Origin of the sequence: Niabella ginsenosidivorans (assembly GCF_001654455.1) — a bacterium.
Classification (GTDB): domain Bacteria; phylum Bacteroidota; class Bacteroidia; order Chitinophagales; family Chitinophagaceae; genus Niabella; species Niabella ginsenosidivorans.
In genome coordinates, this window is the sequence record NZ_CP015772.1 from 2959583 (window position 1) to 2976866 (window position 17284).

The 17284-nt window shown below is 40.7% G+C and carries 21 protein-coding genes; 2 read left to right on the forward strand and 19 right to left on the reverse strand.

Going from position 1 to position 17284, the window contains the following annotated elements:
• Window positions 1–18: 18 nt before the first annotated feature.
• The 7 genes from A8C56_RS12280 to A8C56_RS12310 all read right to left on the reverse strand — a co-directional run bounded on the left by A8C56_RS12280 (window position 19) and on the right by A8C56_RS12310 (window position 6774).
• The gene (locus A8C56_RS12280) at window positions 19–903 is read right to left on the reverse strand and encodes a reverse transcriptase family protein (protein ID WP_067756370.1); all 885 of its coding nucleotides are present in this window, start codon (window positions 901–903) and stop codon (window positions 19–21) included.
• Complete coding sequence (locus tag A8C56_RS12285; protein ID WP_067756373.1) at window positions 884–1174, reverse strand: helix-turn-helix domain-containing protein; 291 nt, start codon at window positions 1172–1174, stop codon at window positions 884–886. Before A8C56_RS12285 ends, A8C56_RS12280 begins: the two co-directional genes overlap by 20 nt.
• 57 nt (window positions 1175–1231) lie before the next feature.
• On the reverse strand, window positions 1232–1450 hold the full coding sequence (locus A8C56_RS12290; RefSeq protein WP_067756376.1) for a hypothetical protein: 219 nt from the start codon (window positions 1448–1450) through the stop codon (window positions 1232–1234).
• 402 nt (window positions 1451–1852) lie between these two features.
• A complete protein-coding gene (locus tag A8C56_RS12295) occupies window positions 1853–3829 on the reverse strand; it encodes a YWFCY domain-containing protein (protein ID WP_218917183.1) in 1977 nt (658 codons plus the stop codon).
• A gap of 25 nt (window positions 3830–3854) precedes the next feature.
• Window positions 3855–5285 (reverse strand): relaxase/mobilization nuclease domain-containing protein, encoded by a 1431-nt coding sequence (locus A8C56_RS12300; protein ID WP_067756382.1) that lies wholly within the window; start codon window positions 5283–5285, stop codon window positions 3855–3857.
• The gene (locus tag A8C56_RS12305; RefSeq protein ID WP_067756385.1) at window positions 5270–5662 is read right to left on the reverse strand and encodes a plasmid mobilization protein; all 393 of its coding nucleotides are present in this window, start codon (window positions 5660–5662) and stop codon (window positions 5270–5272) included. Before A8C56_RS12305 ends, A8C56_RS12300 begins: the two co-directional genes overlap by 16 nt.
• Before the next feature lie 251 nt (window positions 5663–5913).
• On the reverse strand, window positions 5914–6774 hold the full coding sequence (locus tag A8C56_RS12310) for a toprim domain-containing protein (protein WP_067756388.1): 861 nt from the start codon (window positions 6772–6774) through the stop codon (window positions 5914–5916).
• Window positions 6775–7014: 240 nt separating this feature from the next.
• Between A8C56_RS12310 and A8C56_RS12315 the strand changes: the two genes are divergently transcribed.
• Window positions 7015–7686 (forward strand): hypothetical protein, encoded by a 672-nt coding sequence (locus tag A8C56_RS12315; protein WP_067756391.1) that lies wholly within the window; start codon window positions 7015–7017, stop codon window positions 7684–7686.
• A 67-nt stretch (window positions 7687–7753) separates the two neighbouring features.
• On the opposite strand, the gene A8C56_RS12320 is transcribed toward A8C56_RS12315, so the two are convergent.
• The 4 genes from A8C56_RS12320 to A8C56_RS12335 form a co-directional block, all read right to left on the reverse strand.
• Window positions 7754–8536, reverse strand: coding sequence for a hypothetical protein (locus A8C56_RS12320; protein WP_157097960.1), 783 nt, complete (start codon window positions 8534–8536; stop codon window positions 7754–7756).
• A gap of 248 nt (window positions 8537–8784) precedes the next feature.
• Entirely contained in the window at window positions 8785–10698 is a 1914-nt protein-coding gene (locus A8C56_RS12325) for an AAA family ATPase (RefSeq protein WP_067756396.1), read from the reverse strand.
• Window positions 10685–11191, reverse strand: a complete 507-nt coding sequence (locus A8C56_RS12330; RefSeq protein ID WP_067756399.1) for an ABC-three component system middle component 5 — start codon at window positions 11189–11191, stop codon at window positions 10685–10687. The genes A8C56_RS12325 and A8C56_RS12330 overlap by 14 nt, the downstream gene beginning before the upstream one ends.
• A gap of 1 nt (window position 11192) precedes the next feature.
• Window positions 11193–11768 (reverse strand): ABC-three component system protein, encoded by a 576-nt coding sequence (locus tag A8C56_RS12335; RefSeq protein ID WP_067756402.1) that lies wholly within the window; start codon window positions 11766–11768, stop codon window positions 11193–11195.
• 438 nt (window positions 11769–12206) lie between these two features.
• On the opposite strand from A8C56_RS12335, the gene A8C56_RS12345 reads away from it, so the two are divergent.
• Window positions 12207–12494 carry a hypothetical protein gene (locus A8C56_RS12345; protein ID WP_067756410.1) on the forward strand — a complete coding sequence of 96 codons (288 nt, stop codon included), beginning with the start codon at window positions 12207–12209 and terminating at the stop codon, window positions 12492–12494.
• Window positions 12495–12507: 13 nt separating this feature from the next.
• On the opposite strand, the gene A8C56_RS12350 is transcribed toward A8C56_RS12345, so the two are convergent.
• The 8 genes from A8C56_RS12350 to A8C56_RS12385 all read right to left on the reverse strand — a co-directional run bounded on the left by A8C56_RS12350 (window position 12508) and on the right by A8C56_RS12385 (window position 17273).
• Window positions 12508–13602: an endonuclease/exonuclease/phosphatase family protein gene (locus tag A8C56_RS12350; RefSeq protein WP_067756413.1), complete on the reverse strand. Its 1095-nt coding sequence runs from the start codon at window positions 13600–13602 to the stop codon at window positions 12508–12510.
• A gap of 199 nt (window positions 13603–13801) precedes the next feature.
• Window positions 13802–14011, reverse strand: coding sequence for a hypothetical protein (locus A8C56_RS12355; RefSeq protein WP_067756416.1), 210 nt, complete (start codon window positions 14009–14011; stop codon window positions 13802–13804).
• A 116-nt stretch (window positions 14012–14127) separates the two neighbouring features.
• Entirely contained in the window at window positions 14128–14418 is a 291-nt protein-coding gene (locus tag A8C56_RS12360) for a hypothetical protein (protein ID WP_067756419.1), read from the reverse strand.
• A 26-nt stretch (window positions 14419–14444) separates the two neighbouring features.
• Window positions 14445–14810, reverse strand: a complete 366-nt coding sequence (locus A8C56_RS12365) for a hypothetical protein (RefSeq protein WP_067756422.1) — start codon at window positions 14808–14810, stop codon at window positions 14445–14447.
• Between the two features lie 67 nt (window positions 14811–14877).
• Window positions 14878–15405 (reverse strand): hypothetical protein, encoded by a 528-nt coding sequence (locus tag A8C56_RS12370; RefSeq protein ID WP_067756425.1) that lies wholly within the window; start codon window positions 15403–15405, stop codon window positions 14878–14880.
• Window positions 15406–15478: 73 nt separating this feature from the next.
• On the reverse strand, window positions 15479–15730 hold the full coding sequence (locus A8C56_RS12375; RefSeq protein WP_067756428.1) for a hypothetical protein: 252 nt from the start codon (window positions 15728–15730) through the stop codon (window positions 15479–15481).
• A 53-nt stretch (window positions 15731–15783) separates the two neighbouring features.
• Window positions 15784–16827: a DUF932 domain-containing protein gene (locus A8C56_RS12380; RefSeq protein ID WP_067761961.1), complete on the reverse strand. Its 1044-nt coding sequence runs from the start codon at window positions 16825–16827 to the stop codon at window positions 15784–15786.
• Window positions 16828–16889: 62 nt separating this feature from the next.
• Entirely contained in the window at window positions 16890–17273 is a 384-nt protein-coding gene (locus tag A8C56_RS12385; RefSeq protein ID WP_067756431.1) for a single-stranded DNA-binding protein, read from the reverse strand.
• Window positions 17274–17284 lie beyond the last annotated feature (11 nt).

A 17284-nucleotide genomic window follows, 5' to 3' on the forward strand; every position in this document is an offset into this window, starting at 1 on the left:
TAAGTCATATTTGTCAGCCTATTTCCTTATAGTCAAAGTGCCTGCTTTTAAATTTCTATTTGTCATTCTAATGTTACCCAGATAAGTAGTATAAGGTTTGTGCAGCAAACTTGCATCGCTTCCTTCTGCTTTTGCCTTTTCTTTAATTTTATCCGGTGCATCAATATAGTTGTTAAACACCCTTATTCCTGTCAGAGTCTGATCTCCTTCATATTTCGTTTTCCGATAGCTGATTTTAAAGCCACTGCTTCTTACAATATCCAATATCTCATTTGTTAGTGGCCGGAAATTCTTGTAAGCTGAAAAAGTAAGATCATCCACAAACCTTGTATATGTTATTTGGTTTGATTTACACAAGGCGATGAGTTTTTGATCAGTATCCCTAAAAACAAGATTCGCAATAGCAGTACTTGTGGGAGTTCCCTGCGGCAGTTCAAATTCTATGGATGTTAATTTAGTTAGCCAGTGAGCAATGTGATTGGAATAACCTAAATCCAGAAAGAGTTTAAAAATCTGTTTATGCGTTACACTTGGAAAAAAATCCTGGAGGTCGGTTGCGAATTGATATTTATTGCCCTGATGTGCTTTAGCATTGGTGATATTGCTTTTTTTCTTCACTCCTCCTTGTATATTTTCAGGCAGCTCAATTTTGGACAGAATATTTATTTTTATTGATTTTTGAATCTGTTTCAAGCGTGAGTAGCTGGGTCGTATAATCCTCTTTTTGGAGGTGCCGTCAGGATAGGTTTTTACTTTACCGGTATCCTTGTCTTTTTTTTCTTCAACCCAATTCCCATAGTAACTTTCAATATTTTCGCACAAATATTCAATCTCTGCAGGGCTACAGCATAAAATGGATGCTAAAAACTGAAGCTGCTTTTTTCTATATTGTGAAGATTTCATTAATTATCTCTTTTACGGTATCACCAACAGCGTTAAACATTTCCTTTTTTTCAGGCTTAACGTCTTCCTCTGTTATTGACAGAAAAAATAGTATTGGCAAAGGGACATCTAATTTCTCAGCAATCGTTTTTATTACAGATAGATTGGGTTCTTTCTGGTTATTCTCAATCTGAGATAAATAAGTCTGCGTTATATTACATTCCGTTGCAAATTGTCCTTGCGTAAAGCCTTTATTTTTTCTTATATTTTTTATAGTATTTCCTAAATTCATAAAAGAAAAAATTAGAGAGCGTTAGACTACTTCATAAAAAACCTCCAATCACATCGCTTAAACAAAAAACTTAGTGAGCAGCGAAACCGCCTTAACTATAAGCAACAGGCTTGCCACATCGGTAACATCGTTTCTTTGTTTATACTTCTTCAGTAGGATGATTGTTTGAAACAGGAGTTTACGATCTTCATCTAATAGAGAACACCGGTTCTCGATGATGGATTCAATACCTTGTATCAAATCATCAATGTTTTGGGATGATACTTGTTTAATCATATTTTAATTTTTAAATAGAGAGCGGAATTACCCTCTTGCTTATAAAGCAATTCATCCTATTTAAAAAACAAGCTATCAAAAGCGTAAGCGATGTTCTCATTGCACTCTCTAATCCCTCTTGCTTTTAAAAAATAATAAGCGTACTTCTCAAAGCTGGCATTATGAACTTAAGACGTATGACGCGGGAATAGCGCATAGGTCAGGACGCAGCAATGGCCTGGCTCGAGAAATAATCCCTCTCGGGTTGTCTTTTCAGACTTTTAAATGGACTCCTTTCGATAACTTGCCCCAAAACACTGTTCAAAGAACTTAATAAAACAAAGTTAGTAAAATATTACTGTCAGTTAAAAACAGATACTAAAATAGTTATCAACATAATGTTAATAAAAACTTTCCCTTATTCTATTTTCTTACTACCATTCCCGCCAACCCTGGCGTATTCATTATCCTGTCCATTTCATCCTCCACAATGGCTTTTGCTTCCCGCTTGATGCGCAGAAAAGTCTCCCGGATGTTTTTTTTATCTACATGCTCTTTAGGCAAGGGTTTATACTCGGCTTCTTCCTTTTTGAGCGCATTAAAATCATGCTGTATCTGTGCATGAAACATCTTTTGCGGAATACGCTGATCGGGGTTGTCCGCTACCATACCCACGACCTCACCTGCAGAAAGGCTGGATATAGTAGATTGAGGAATAGCATAATCCAATTGTTTGGATTTGTTGAGGGACGTATCGCTGCTGTTAATGGTAAGGCTTTGCCGGTCCTGCATGATCTTCCCGAACCTTTCGGAAAGGGATTTGGCGCTATCTCCTGTAACCTGCCCGGAGATAATATTACCCACCATTGATAAAATAACATTTGCCTGCTTTTCTCCATAATGCAGAATAAGCTGGCTGGCATCCTGTATGACTAAGGTTACATTTACCAGAAAGCTCCTGCAAATGGATAAAAACTTGTCCGCGCTATGCCAGGTAATATTGGCGAACTCTTCCAATAAAATACCACAGGGTTGCTGCTCCTGCTCCTTTAGGAGCTTTTGCAGGGTATTCAGGTATAAAGAGATTACCGCGCAATAAACATTTGACACTTGTGGGTTATTGGCAATACAAACGATCTGCGGCTTTTTAGGATCGTTTATTTCCATTGTAAAATCATTACCGGAAAGTACATAATACAGCTTTTCGCTGGCCAGCGTTCCCAGGCTGATCGCCGCCCCGGAGATCTGCCCGATGAGCTGCTTGCCGGCATCTTCCTGGTACGCCCGGACGAAAGGCGTTGCGATCACTTCCAGCGTTGGCTCGGCCATAAGGATAGTAAAGAGCTTATCCAGCGGTGTTTGTGCCAGTTCTATAACATGCGGTAAAGTGCAATATTTGCCATCCTGGTAAATACGCAAAAACCAGATCAGGGCGGTAATAAAGCTAATACTACTCTCCACCCAGAAATCCCCTTGCTGGTCAATCCATTCCTGGTTTAGACCTAACAGGATAGCCCGCGAAGCAGATGCTGCATCGGTAATGGAATTTATTGAACCTGGTAACAACGGATTGCACCGCTCCTGTATATCCTCGAAGTTCAGGATATGGAACTCCGGGGCTACCTTATAACGATGCTTATTTCGCAGGAAATGGTTGTAGGCAACTTTTGTTAAGTCAGGATACTTGAAGTCATGGATGAATAAAGCATAGCCCTTAGCGATCTGCTGTTTCAGTATCTCTTTTGCTACCAGGGTTTTTCCACTTCCGGGCAGGCCCATCAAAAGAACGCCACCCCTGAACCCGTTGATGATATTGATCCAGCCGTTGCGTTCTTTGTTCTTTAATTTATACCGGGTTGGTATGTTAACGGAATATTTGTTTTCCAGTTTGCGTTCTTCCTGCGGGAATGTTTCATTGACCGTATTAAAGACATCGCCGCTGAGCTTTTTTTTAATAATGCGGAACAGCAAGGTGCCACCAGTCAAAATGAAAATAAATCCCATTGTTGTTACTATCATATAGAATAAGGCAATAATGGTATTGCTGGCCTGTAGCCAGAACAACAAACCACTGATAAAATAAAGCGTCAGGCCGGTTATCAGGTAGGCAATCGCCAGCCGGTAATTAAATTCCTCGCCTTTCTTTGCTTTCACGCCCAGCAGCGATAAAGAAAGAAAGCCTAAAGCGATAAATTTTGCTTTGTGAAAAGCATTAAATAACCCTGTCCGGTGGATATTATCTAATATCTTATTGCTGACGGCATGTGTCCAGCCCTTTTCCTGGAAAAAAACATAACAACTATCATAAAAGTGCATTAACAATACGGCTACACTGATCAGCCGGGTCATATCCATGATCTTCTTTAACCCCATTTCGTTTTCATTCGTCCTCATTGTCATACCACACTTTTTTAAAATAAATGATTTATAATTCCCATTGCTTAGTAAAGCCCTTCTTCTTTTTGCGCTGCTCTTCGGTAAGCAGTTCCTTATTGATGGCCCAGCTTTCCCCGCTGTCCGGGTCTACCACCTGTTCAATAATTTTGGAAGCGCCTTTGCTCACTTCTTCCAATGCCGGTTCTTTTTCCGGAGCCTTTGTTTTATCAGGCTCTTTTCCCGTTTCCGGTTTCCTGGCTTTTGAACTGTTTTTTTGTTTTGTTGCCGTCTCCTGCTGATGTTCAGGCTGTTGTTTGGCAGCATTTTCCTTGCCGCTCCGCTGCTGTACCTGTGAATGATTTTTTTGCTGGGCTACTGTCTGCTGTTTCTGCTGCTCTTTTTCGGGTTGCTGCTGCGGTTCCATCCCCAGCCGCTCCAATATTCGTTTGGCAGCATATTTTTTGTCTATATCACTGCCGTTAAAGACTGTTTTCTTGTCATGATCTATATAGGTCAAGCCAAATACCCGGCCCTGCTCATTACGCCGGACTACCAGGTCTATGCGTTCGCGCTTTAACAGCTTGGCCAACTCTGCCAGAGATCGCGGTCCTGACTGCATCGCCCATTCGATAGCCGTTTTGATGTGCTTCTTATCAGGCAGGCGCTTTTTTTCGTTCTCCCTGCATTTTTCTTCGATATAATCCAGTGTCGGTTTGCTATAAAAGGCACTGGCCTTAATGGGCTTGGTGAGCGCTTTACCGTTTTTATCTATTACCACATAAGTCAACCCCCGGTGCTTATAAATCCGGCCATCTTCCGCGCCGCGATCCGCTTTTACGTTATACAGTTTTAAAACAGCATTCAATTCATGAATTGATGTGTATTTATAGCGGTCAATGACATGATCCAGCACATTGGTAATGCTGCGCATAGTGGCAGATTTTCCCGCCTGTATTTTTTGTGGAGTAACTGTAAGTTGTTTTTCTTCTTCCCGCCGCTGTTCTTTTTTATCAGCAGGAATAAAACCATACTGCTTTTCCATCTCCTTGCGTACCGGCTCGGAAACATTTTTTCCAATAAAATGCGTGGAAATGCGTGTACCGTCATCCCTGATCAATGGAGCCAGCACATGAATATGGGGGTGACCGGCATCTTCATGCTGGTAGACCAGGTATGGCTGATCGCCAAAACCGATCTTATGCATGTATTCATCAGCCAGGTGGATCAGAAATGTTTTATCCAGCCGTTCTTTCTCCGAAGGATGAAAATTGAGCGATATATGAATGAGCTTTGTTTCTGCTGTTTCATGCAGCGTTATTAAATCTTTAAACCGCTGTTCCTTATCATGAAAATTCAGCTCCTTTGGGAGCTTGAAAAAGCTATGCGCATGGAGCAGTTCAGCACTGCCTTTCAGCACTTTTTTTTCATGGTAATTGAGTGCTTTTTTGAGGTTCGTTGGAAAGGTTATTTGAGGGCGCATTGCAAACGGATTTGATTCATAGAAACGCGGATTTCTTCAATCTTTTTTACGAGGTTTTGCCGGGTGGATTCGGTTAGCTCTGCCCATATTTTTATCTCCGGGATATGATCCAAAGTGTGCAGCTTATGAACGGTCTGATTGAAGTTATTCCCGATAGCTGAAAGCTCCCTTGAAAGCTGGTTTAAGGCTGACAAAATTTCACGGGAGGCTTCGTCTTTATAAAGAATAACAACCGGCTTTTGCAGGAGTACCTTGCGCACATACTGGCTGAGTTTGGTGCAGGTCGTTTGCTTATATAATTTATAAATGGTTGTATATTCATCCGGCTTTACCCGGATGCTGATCCAGGCTTTGGGGGTTATTTTTTCTTCATTCATCACTATTTCGTTTACACTGTTTTTAAATTTTCCGCACGAGTTTCGAGTGCGGAAACCATAAAAATCCCTCTATCCTTTTTCCCGAAGCGACTTTGGAGCGAAGGGCAAGGTCCAAAAGTTGCACTTTTGGTACACCTTGCCATCCCCGCGCGGGAGCAGGGGGATTGACTGCCCGCAGGTATCCGGAGGGTGCAGCAGGCTGATTAAAGGCGATACCGGTCACTGGTGGCCGGCATACCGCTTTGCGGCATTCATGCCGCAGGTCTGGGGCCAGTGCCAAAGTGCTGGTGCCAATCGTTCAGATCTTTGTACCCCGCATACCAATGGCGTTCGTCACTGAACCGGTCAGGATCTGTTGCAAGTGCAAGATTGGTGTATTTGGTGCCGGTCTTATCATTATCTAAATACAAATACACACGATCATAAGCCTGCATTATTGGCAGTTGCATTTCAAAAAAAGAAGTGCTGTTCAGCACTAAAAAATCACACTGTGGAACCTCCTGGTTGATGTGGATGGTCTGGTAAGAAAGGAAGTCAAAAAAGCCTTCAAAAACAGACAGGTTTTCCGTTCCATTTTTGAACCAGGTGGGGCCTTTCGGGTAGCTTGATCCTTTGAAATAAGCAGTGCGTAATTCATAACCATCGGCATCGTTTTTAAAGCCCAAAGCGTAGTAGTTTTTATCACCGTTTTTATACCGCACTTCGCGCAGGTATTTATCGGCTATTTCAGTAGCAATGCGGCGGGATTGATAGTAACGGATCAGCGCGGCAGAACTGACCACATGAACGGACAGGGTTTCTATTCTCGGCGCTCCCGGGGGTAATATCTCAGCAACATACTTTGGCCGCTCACTGGCCTGCTCCAATCGCTTAAGCGCTTCCGAAATAGAAACATCCTCATATAGCAGGATAAAGTCTAACAGATTACCGCCTTTGCCTTCACCAAAGTCATACCATTGATTACGGCGGCGGTTGACTTTAAAGGATGGTGTTTTTTCGATTCGCAACGGGGAATAATACCAATAGTTTTCGCCACGCACTTTTGCAGGTTCAAAACCGGCCACAGACAGGTAGGCTACAATGTCAATGGCGTTCGCTTCTTTGATTGTCATAACAACACATTTTCAGGTTCACAAATTCAATGACGAAACAAAAGTAGGTGCAACAAATGCCCAAAAGTACAACCGTGTCGTATAACGGTACGGTTGAATCGAAAAGTTATGACCTTCCCCTTTCCAGGAAAAGCTGCCGATGGTCACTGGCTAAAGCTAAAGTCAAAACCTTAGTATATTTACTACTTGTGTTAGTACCAGCAGCACTATATCCAAAATAAACAATAATTACCAAGCATAATGAAGGAGAGAATCGCAGTTGAAACATTGACATTAAGTGAAATTGCTAACATCTTTCAGCAGTCTTTTGAAATCGCTAATCCAAAATTCAATCGGGTTCTTGAAAAAGAATTAAAGCGTCAAAAAAAGTTTAAGATCACTAAACATAAGTGGATAAAATCCTATGAAGAATTTAAAGGTGCAAGGCTCAATTTCTATTGCGAAAAAACCCCATTTCAAGAAAGACCATTCGTATCTATTGGAATGCCTTACAGAACTACAAAAGGGTTGATTTTGGTCACAGTTGATATTTCTAATGGCGGTATTCCGACAAATGGATTTATGGGAAACACAGGATGGAATAAGTGGGTACGGATATACACAGCACATTTTTGTGAGAGATTTGCCGAACGTATTTTGAATTCCGAGAAGGCGACTTTCCAGGTAGGGTCGGAAGCAATTATGTATTCCGACCTGTTAGGTCCTGTCCGGGTTACAGAAACTGTAGCTGATAATTTGGAAGAAATAGAATTTCAATTTAAAGAAGGACAGGCATACGGCTACCGTGATAGTAAAAGCAAAATAACCTACTTTAGGACAGTATATTCAAACGATATGCTAAAGCGTGAACGACTTGATTTCAAAAATGAATGGGAACAGCCACTTGCTGAACTATATGAATTGTTTAAATAGAAATAACAGACAGTGAACAGATAGAAAGTTTCTTCTTGTGTACACCATGAAATGGTGTAGCAGTCGCCTATAATCTTTCAAAAATCATTGCATCATTTTCAGCGGAAGTCCAGGATTTTTTTTGAACCGCCTTATCATTGAATTCATTGAAAACCCATTTAGGTGAACTGATTGTAATTGTAATCTGATTTTGATTATTCAAGTTATATTCGGTCAAAACATATACCGCAGAAAACTTTGCTTTATCAAGTCTTTTCTCTAGTATTTTATTAATGTACTCTATTGCTTTTCTTGCATCCGGAAACTCTTTGTTTTTAGGGAACTCCACATCAAAACTACCCTCATATCTAAAATCAGGCTTATAGATAAAAAGTGTCCTGTCCTTCAAAAGCATAGAATCTTCAAAACTCTTATATTGTTCTGCCGACGAAAATACCTTTTTATAATAATTATATTTCATTGGAAAACATGAGGAAAGTGCATCAAGGATACCGATATCAAAAACATTCGGACTCCCATCCGTATTAATATTATTGAACTTAGGACTAATAGACCAACGGTCAACTATCTTATTATTTTTTGTAACAATAAGCGAAAAGTTGTCATTTTCCATAATATTCCTGACACGTTCACCATATCTCACAGTTTTGATCAGCGAATCAATGACCGTTTTATCAGTAATAAAAAAATTGTATTTCTGATAGGTTCTGTTTTCGTCATACGGGGAATCCATACCTATCAGCTTTACCGTATCATTAAGAAATTGCTGGTCAAATAAAAGATGGCCCTGACAAAAAGAAATTAATCTAACGCCCAGCAAAAGCAATAGGATACAAAATAGTCTCGGCATTTAGTACATTGTTATCCGGTAAAATAATATCAAATGTATAACATATTCCAATCTTCTCACCATTTTGTATAAATCATTTAAAAACGCTCGTACAACATAAATGGGAATTTGCCGTATCAGTAAAAATTCACTGTATCATATAGCGGCACGGTTATTAAATAGAAAAGACTCTTAAATACAGAATCCAGATGTTACAATAAGTATTTTAATTCAATGTTATATATTGAATAGCTTGATATAGGTATATATTATTGAGATTTCATCCGCAAGGATTTGTCATTCGAACTATATTCTCGGCCTATACAAAGTGGCGTATTATTGAGATCGTCATTAACCATAGAAGTGGTGAAGATTATCTGATGAGGGTTTTTCAAGCCATTAGAAATGTCGGTAATAGCTTTTTGAAAATTTTGAGTTCGTATTTTTTCCATTCCATTATCTTCCATATTGTCGCACAGAATAAAACGAGGATAGCGGAAATAATCCAACTCTACTCCAGCGAAAAATATAGCAAACAATACCGCATTTTTAAAATAAGTCTTAGAACTCGCTGAAAAATTATTCCCTCCATCGAGAGTGAAGACATCTTTCATGAAATCTATTTCCAAATTTCGAGGATTTTTGAATTCTTCTTGACGATCAAGATCAGCTTTCAAAATCTGCAATGTATATTCTTTTATTTTCCGCATTGCCTTATCAAAGTTGGCTCTTTGTCTGGCTTCCTTATCCTCGATTTCTAATTGTAGGCCTTTGATTGTAGCCGCAAGTTCTTCCAATTCACTTTTCAACTGTTTTAAAACGCTGACTATCTTTATTTGCTCGGCGAGATATTCCAGTTGCCGAGTTAGTTCTCCTTGACGAATGAGCAGCGCATCTATACGGTCGTCACGGGTAGATTGCACATTAGAAATGGCGGCGTCCAGCTGTTTTTGTTCCAACCTCACCCGCTGTTGTAGTACAACCAATTGGCCTCTTAGATCCAGAAGCTGTTTTTCCTTTTCTTCTAACAGACCTTCGGACTCCTTAATCTGTAATTCCATTTCCACCAGCAACCTTTTGGCATTCGCTTTTTCAGCGTCCTCAGTCAGCGGCTGTTTGCACAACAGGCAAATACTCTCGGGGTGATTGGCATCGAGCAAAGACAAGCACTGTGGGCAGTGCGTAAGTGGAAGTTCCCCTAATGTTTTACGTGTTAATAAAGAATTATTAAGATCATATACTCGCTTCTCCAATGTTTTAATAAATTGTCTTGAGTCAAACACATCAAATTCCAGCTGATCAGCCTGTTCCTGGGTTGTCTTCAAAGCACTTTTGGTTGATGAAAGAGCTTGTTGCAGAACTTCCGAATTAGTAGCCGTCCGAGTATTTGTACGTACTCTTTGGGTAGCTTTGAGTTCTACGATTTTTTCTTCATTACTGTTATACTCTTGCCTTGTATCTTCTATCTGAGCCTGAATAGCTTCTAAGTTTGTTTCTGTTCCGGATCGGCTAAAAAGACGATTCAAGTGTTCATACTGTCTTTTCTTATCTTCCTGTAATTTTTGAGCCGTCCGAAGATTCAGGCGTTGCGTGTACAAGGTGTCGTCATAAACACCTAATAATACTTCAGCAATGGTTTGCCGCGTCAATGGTAAATCAAATCTTTCAAACCGAAATAGGCTTTGTGTTGGAGTATCTTGGTCAATGTACATCAGCCTCAATAACTGGTGCATTGTAATATTGCTGTCAGTATCCGTATTCTTTACTTCTGGAAAGTTCAACGCTTTAAAAAGAATATTTGTATAGCTGGTTGTCTGGGCCGTCTGACGATATGGATATGTCTGCCATTCAATTGCATTTTTCCGAGATGCTTCATAAGCTCCCCAAAAAATGTTCATCGGCTTATTGCTGCCTTCTCCTATATATCGCCGCAAAGTTACCACGGCGCCATTAATGTTAACTTCTGCAAATACCTCCCGGCACTTTAAAGCTTCAGTAGTCCAGTTCTCAAAGTTACCTCCAAGAGCAAAGAAAATGAAATTGGCGATAGTGGACTTACCAGAACTATTCACGCCTCTAATAATGTTTACGCCTAAATGGAACGTTTCATCGTAGGCGATTACACCGGTATGTGTTACTACTACCAGCCGATTCAAAAAGAGATAAGGTCTATTTTGGGTCATACTTAAAATCAATAAGTCCTGTTCGTTCTTTTAATCCAGATTTACCAAACAAAGGCAGCTCATTAAACCCTTCGACTAATTTTAAAACGTTCTGCTGTTCAATATTCAATTGGGCCAATTTTTCTTTAATTTCATCGGGGATTGTCTGATCCGTTCTTCTTATAATACCCCGGTTCAATTCTTCGGTGTCAATCAGTTTGTAAGAAGCCAAGCATTTCAAAGCAGCCTCTTGATAAGATCTCATACGCAATAAAATCCTTTTCGCATCCATGAGGTCTTCGTATGGATTAGGAGCATTAGACTTGAAAACTCGTTTTAACTCTTTCAGATCCTGCGGAAAACGTATTTTCCTCGCTTCGTTTGGGAAAGTGAGATAAAAATCCCATATCCGTAGCCGATCTACTTCCACATCTTTACGCTTCATGTGCTCAAGTATTTGAAGTATCCTGAAAACGCAGTGATAGAGGTCAAATGCGGGATGATATACTAACATTTTATCGAGTCCATTTTATATGACAATTACCTGTTAAAAAGAAGATCATACCCATAATATCTTCTTCAGTATATTTAAAAATATTAATGCCTAATTCTTGCATCACAGGGTTAATGATCCGTTCCCGAATTAATAGATTGATGACATTTGGTGATTGTCCTTCTATAATCATTGAATAGACCTCCATTACAAATGCAGTCTTTACCTTTGCTAATATATGTATGTTAATATCCTGTGCTACAAGTGAATATTGTGAAGTGGCTATAAGTTTTTTATGAAACCTTTCTTTAACTTCGGTAGCATATTTTATCAGTTCCTGGCGTTTTCCGGCTTCTAATTTATTTTTAAGCCCAATAATCTCTTCCTTCCCGTTCTGCGTAGTGAAATAATTCAAATCTTCACAGATTTCTTTGAAATCTGGGTTGTCCTGCTTTTCCTTTTCAAACTTCTCGTACAAATTTTTAAGGTAGGCACTTTGCGCCTGCTTGGTCGAAAAATCAAGAACAATTTTATCCCGGCCAGTCAAATCACCTCCAATCTGAGTATCTTTTACTTCAACCTGGTTTTCTATCGCCATAGATTAGTTGATTTTCTTATCCCGACCAGTTAGGTCACCACCAACATTAGTTCCCGACACAGACACACTATTATTATTACTATTACTGATTTGCTTCTTTATTTTATAAACGGTGCTGACCACAAACAAACTAATTACGAATCCAATAATTCCGCAGATGTCGGCTACAATAGAGATTACTTTTTCCATAGAAAAATAAACAATAAACAGTTAATATACTCCTTATTCATTGGTTTTCATAGCCCATAACAAGGAGAGAATTTTAAAAATACTAAATTTTTGTGATACAAGAGCCTAAAAACAAGATTTTAATACAGTCATTACAGCCTTCCTTTGACCGTGTCGTATAACGTTACAGTGAAACTGCTTCAATGCAAAAGCAGCGATTTATTTTTACACCTGTGAAAATGATTTTTTTGTTAATTAAAAACGTGAAGTATGTTAAGTGAAAAGGAAGTTGCGCTGCTCTATGAAACCATTATGAGCGCGCCGGGTATGAATGATGCGGTAAAGCTGGATCTGCGCATCCCGAGAAAAAATGTTTTGCTATTGGTGAAAGTGTTGGAGAAAGGTTTGCAAACCAAAACCGGCGATGCGCTGGAAGGGCTAATGAGGGCGGCAGGTGAAAGCAGCCAGGAATCCATGCAGCAGATCGGTACCGAACTGTTAGAAAAAGCCGGTTTATCTGATATGCATACCCGGCTTAGCACCTTACATCCCAAATAACCCAAAGGGACTATCAGGAAGGATCGTCTTCCTTCTGCGGCGGGCGCTCGCGGGACTGCAGGTAATCATCCGTATAATCCATACAAATTTCTACCCACATGGGCAAATGGTCGGACATCTGGTGTGTGCGCCAATAAGTTTTGTAATAGGCGCTTTTGTTGGTACGCGGTGTTCCTGCTGCAGTGGTATGATAGGCTTCGCCCATTTCTTTTACATATTCGGCTTCATCTTCAGCCCTGAACACTGTATCATAATAATCAAATACGCCTGCTTTGCCTGTGGTGTTAAAACGTCCCGGCCTTACTTTAAAAGCGATCTGGTCGTAAAATTTATTCTTTAAAGCGTTTGAAGGTAAATGTTGCAATTCGAGCGGAATGGTAAACCCGGCGTTGACTATGGCCGCATAAGTAAAATCGGCAGGGTCGTAAATGTTGAAATCGCCTAACAGTATATTGTTGTTGGACCATTCTGCTTTACCGTCCGCTCTTTTGGAAAGCGTGGTGGCAATTGTTTGGATTTCACGTATTCGGTCCGGGTTATCAGGTTTGGCATCGCCGTATAAAACATGAACGGTGGTCAGTTGGAAGTTGGTCCAGCCAGCGGTAAAGCCACAGGTATAGGGCGTACGCGCCAATTGCTGTACCGGCTCATAAATAGTTTGTCCTGTTTCCGGGTCTTTTTTCTGAAACGGAGGCAATACCAATTCCCCGGCCAGCCCGCCAAACTTTACTTTTCGGGTGTCAAATACAAAAGCCAGCCGTTCTTTATTGCCCTGGTTACCGGCAGTAACATCGGTAATTACATAATGCCAGTTACTACCTAAGATTTGTACCAGTTTTTTGAGCGCTTTCAGGTCGTCCCGCACTTCCTGTATGGCGATAATATCAAAATGGGAGACGATCTCTGCGATATAGTAAAAAGATTCCAGCAGCCTGTCGGCATAAGCGGGTGAATCAAATTCCCTGATATTCCAGGTAGCCAGCAGCAGGTTACCTTCCAGTTGTTTGACGGGTACTTCGGCTTTCAGCTTTTGCCGGAGTGCCAGCAGGCGTTGCAGGGTGCGCTTACCGGCTGGCGTACCTGCCTGAATATATTGATAGAACGGCATAGCATTGGTTTTTTACAAAGGTAGCTTTTCCGGGACTTTGCAAATGAGAATTAAATCCAGGCTCAGAGTATCGGGCATAGCTGCCTGTCAAACAAAAATACAACCGAAGGTTACCATCCGGCATCAGCGTTTTTCTTTTGTGAACTTTTCTTTTGTGGCTGACAAAAGAAAAGTTGCGCGGGGCTTTGTGGGGAGCGGTTTAGTTTTTTACTATCTTCCACAGCCAGCGAAAGATTATATAGAGCAAAGCGCCAATGCCCACCAAAATTCCACCTACCAGTTTGAACAGGTTAGCCACAAGAAAAAACAACCCTGTAACCAACTGCCCGCCCTGATCGCGGGCAGCTTTGTTAGATGCAGGCAGGTAATAGCCCCTTGAATGATCCTCTTTAAATTCCCAAAAATTCATACCCTAATTTACGCAAAAATCATGCAGCAGAAAAGAAAAAAGGCTGCTATTTTTTGTCTAAAACAGACGTCAAAATGCAGCCTACCCACCCGGCCTGAATAAAGTGTTAACCCACGTTATTGTTTGCAGTTCAGTTGTTCAAATGCTTTCAGTGAAAGTACCGGCTTATGACCTGCGATTTCGTCGGTATCGGGCAGTATTTCAAAATCTCCATAATACATATTGCCGATAGGGATCAGCCCATTAGTCTCCCTAACAAAAATGAAATCGCCGTCCTTATCGTGAAGTTTTAAACTGCCATATGTCCATGAAACAAAGTCAGTTTCTATTATTGGGCCGTCCTCGCCCCAATCGTTCATTTCTTCGTCAATGGTTTTTCTGCCGTGAAAAAAATGCAGGTACATCATATCGTTTTTTTTAAGTTAGTTGAATGCTATAAAGCAGGTGCAGCTTCTTTAGTTAGCAGGTAATCTGCTAAAGCAGCACTGCAATAAATATCCAGTTCGCTTAGCTGCACCTTTATTTCTTCGGGATAACTATCTCCTTTCAGGATGCCGGTAATTTCAATGTATTTTCCGCGCAAATGAATTTCTTTGATGGCGGCATAGTCAACATAGCCGTATTTGCTGTAAAACGGAAAGTCCGGTATGTCATCATAAATATCTGCCGTCCATTCTTCGTCTTCATCGCCAGTAGCTGAAAAAAGTATAATGCTTTTCTTTTGCATGACTATTTGTGCTATTTCCTGCCGCGCAGCTTCTTTGATTTCGTGGAGGTCTGCTAAATAATTTCTTTTCATGAGTTTAATTTTTAAATGAAAAACTTGTGTTTCTGGTTCCTCTTTTTTGCTTTAAGTGTATATGTTTTCATGATCTTTTCTTTTGTGTTTTGATCTGCGCCTTTAAAAAGCTAACGGCTTCTTCAACGCTTTGGAGCGGCTTGGTAACCCGATTGAAGCCGTTTATTGCTCCTATGGTGTCAGGGCCGTATCTGTTGAGCTGCTTCCCTGTTTCATACAATAGTTCCGCATTGTCCAGCTCACCCGGTAAAAAAACGATGGAAATACTTTTATTACGGTTATATTGGTTGGGAGATCGCGAAAATCTTTCTTTAGTGAAGAATACGGATACCCGGCAACCTAACCCCATAGGGATTAACCGATCTGCACCATAATCCCAACCGGGAAGCTGTTTTTTTATTTCATCTAAAACCGGTCTTAAAAGGTCCTCTGTCCAGTGGGGCCCATGAAGTTTTTTTAACCGCTGATTCAATCTTTCGATTTGCCGCTGCCGGACGTATATTTTGTTTTGTATTTCGTTGCGGGTAGTCTTGAATGTTTGAAACCGCGAACAGAAGCTGTCCTTTATAGCGGTAAGTATATTTTGTTGTTCCATTTTAATTATATTTTAAAAGAGAAAAAAATAAGGGCGGCGTTTGCCGCCCGCTTTATTTCATCGTTATTTATCTTCAGGAGTTTCTTATTTTTCTTATCTCATCTTCCATGATCTTATTGTAAGCGTCATATTCCGATTTATGAATGAATATCGGAAGGCAATAGTCTGTAGGGATGAGCTTCCCGTGAATGTCATAGGCCTGTTTCCCTAAGCGAATGGTTTTTAAGGAAGACAGGTATGGCCGGGGCCATTCCCAAACTCTTATGTTACCAATCCAGATTTCGTCTTCTTTTTTATCGGCATGTACCGGATTTGATTTTGACATATTTGTTGATTTTAAGGTTAAAAAAAGGGCGGCGTTTCACCGCCCTTTAAGGTTTAATTGAGTAATAAAGCATTGCTTCCTTTGGTGGCAAAATCATTGCACCGGTTAAATGCAGCCTGTGTGCGCAGTTGCCCGGTTCCACCAAACAAAATGGATTTTAATTTGCTTTCGCTGTCTTTGTAAGTGCGTACATTCTGGAAATAACCTGTAACGGCATTGTAAGCCCCAAACACAGTTCCTTTGGTGGTTTCCATTTGCTGTGTGGGGTGTGTCATTGCATATTCGTACACAGAATTGCAGATATTTTTAAATACCGCGGATATTTCATCTTCCGCACCGGTTTGTAAATTGTGCAACACTTCTTTATTAGGAACCATTGCAAGCTGTATCAGCTTCTTTACTTCTGGGTCAGTAATGCGTACTTTCGTCCAGCGATTAAAAATCTGTTCCAGTTCCAACGAAAGGTTATTACTGATGCCCATTACTTTGTGCGCCTGTTCCAAACGCTCTTTAGCGTTTGCGGTATGGCGAATTTTAACCGCTTTGCTGTGGCTGCGCATAGCAGCATTTAAGGTGTTGGCGCAAACAACACGTACCGGAGTAAAAGCGGCGGTAATGCTGCCGTATCCATCGTGGGAAGTAGTTAAGAATAAATATTGCTCTATAAGGTCATTATTACCCACTTTAATATAATGGGGCAATTTGGCAGTAATAAAAATTCGTTCTCCTTTACCGAGCGCCCCGGCTGTTTCATACTGGATGCCTTCACCGCCTACAATAGCGTCAAAAAAACTAAAGGCATCCGCATTTTGTACAACTTCGTAATCTTTACCGACTACACCTAATACATCGCCTGTATCTGTACGGACTGTGGCAGAGTGGGTTCTGATCTGTTCGGTATAATGACCATCACGTTTATAAGAAGTAGTAAAAATATCTGCTTTAATTACTTCATAATCCAGCCCGGCAAACCGGATGGCTTCTTTGCTGGTGGGATAGTCCTGTACAATTTTTCCCAATCCATGCCACGCTTTTTCTTTTACTGAAAAGAAACTGTACTGTCCTGTTTGCTCATTGAAATTTAGATTATGTGCCATAAGTTTTATTTTTAAAATGATTAAAGGAAGCGGCACAGGCAACGCACCGCTTCCTGAATAGATTAGAAGGGTAAATTGTCTTTTTCGGTTTGGGTTTCCGGTGCAGGTTCTTCACTGCTTGCGCTTGCTGTCTTTGCTTTGCCGTGTAACTGGATGTACTGCACATGCAGGGTTAAACGCGCTTTGGCGGTACCGTCTGCGCCCTGCCATGCGTTCACGCCTACACGCCCGGCAGCTTCAACCAACATGCCTTTTTTCAAATGGGCGGCAATACCGGTACCCATCCAGTAAGCACATTGATAAAAATTAGTTACCTGCTTTACTTCGTCTGATCCTTTTACTTTAAAGCGGTCATTTTGGGCAATAGTGAAACCGACTACTGTACGACCATCTTCTAATGTTGCGATTGTTGCATCTGCTGTTAAGCGTCCGATAATTGTTTGCATGATTGATAAAT

Bases quoted from the DNA above. Each gene is read 5' to 3' on its own strand.
- A8C56_RS12285 (WP_067756373.1), bottom strand. From the start codon at position 1,174: ATGAATTTAGGAAATACTATAAAAAATATAAGAAAAAATAAAGGCTTT.
- A8C56_RS12280 (WP_067756370.1), bottom strand. From the start codon at position 903: ATGAAATCTTCACAATATAGAAAAAAGCAGCTTCAGTTTTTAGCATCC.
- A8C56_RS12380 (WP_067761961.1), bottom strand. From the start codon at position 16,827: ATGGCACATAATCTAAATTTCAATGAGCAAACAGGACAGTACAGTTTC.
- A8C56_RS12370 (WP_067756425.1), bottom strand. From the start codon at position 15,405: ATGGAACAACAAAATATACTTACCGCTATAAAGGACAGCTTCTGTTCG.
- A8C56_RS12315 (WP_067756391.1), top strand. From the start codon at position 7,015: ATGAAGGAGAGAATCGCAGTTGAAACATTGACATTAAGTGAAATTGCT.
- A8C56_RS12325 (WP_067756396.1), bottom strand. From the start codon at position 10,698: ATGACCCAAAATAGACCTTATCTCTTTTTGAATCGGCTGGTAGTAGTA.
- A8C56_RS12290 (WP_067756376.1), bottom strand. From the start codon at position 1,450: ATGATTAAACAAGTATCATCCCAAAACATTGATGATTTGATACAAGGT.
- A8C56_RS12345 (WP_067756410.1), top strand. From the start codon at position 12,207: ATGTTAAGTGAAAAGGAAGTTGCGCTGCTCTATGAAACCATTATGAGC.
- A8C56_RS12310 (WP_067756388.1), bottom strand. From the start codon at position 6,774: ATGACAATCAAAGAAGCGAACGCCATTGACATTGTAGCCTACCTGTCT.
- A8C56_RS12335 (WP_067756402.1), bottom strand. From the start codon at position 11,768: ATGGCGATAGAAAACCAGGTTGAAGTAAAAGATACTCAGATTGGAGGT.
- A8C56_RS12365 (WP_067756422.1), bottom strand. From the start codon at position 14,810: ATGAAAAGAAATTATTTAGCAGACCTCCACGAAATCAAAGAAGCTGCG.
- A8C56_RS12305 (WP_067756385.1), bottom strand. From the start codon at position 5,662: ATGAATGAAGAAAAAATAACCCCCAAAGCCTGGATCAGCATCCGGGTA.
- A8C56_RS12320 (WP_157097960.1), bottom strand. From the start codon at position 8,536: ATGCCGAGACTATTTTGTATCCTATTGCTTTTGCTGGGCGTTAGATTA.
- A8C56_RS12330 (WP_067756399.1), bottom strand. From the start codon at position 11,191: ATGTTAGTATATCATCCCGCATTTGACCTCTATCACTGCGTTTTCAGG.
- A8C56_RS12300 (WP_067756382.1), bottom strand. From the start codon at position 5,285: ATGCGCCCTCAAATAACCTTTCCAACGAACCTCAAAAAAGCACTCAAT.
- A8C56_RS12385 (WP_067756431.1), bottom strand. From the start codon at position 17,273: ATGCAAACAATTATCGGACGCTTAACAGCAGATGCAACAATCGCAACA.
- A8C56_RS12360 (WP_067756419.1), bottom strand. From the start codon at position 14,418: ATGATGTACCTGCATTTTTTTCACGGCAGAAAAACCATTGACGAAGAA.
- A8C56_RS12350 (WP_067756413.1), bottom strand. From the start codon at position 13,602: ATGCCGTTCTATCAATATATTCAGGCAGGTACGCCAGCCGGTAAGCGC.
- A8C56_RS12295 (WP_218917183.1), bottom strand. From the start codon at position 3,829: ATGACAATGAGGACGAATGAAAACGAAATGGGGTTAAAGAAGATCATG.
- A8C56_RS12355 (WP_067756416.1), bottom strand. From the start codon at position 14,011: ATGAATTTTTGGGAATTTAAAGAGGATCATTCAAGGGGCTATTACCTG.
- A8C56_RS12375 (WP_067756428.1), bottom strand. From the start codon at position 15,730: ATGTCAAAATCAAATCCGGTACATGCCGATAAAAAAGAAGACGAAATC.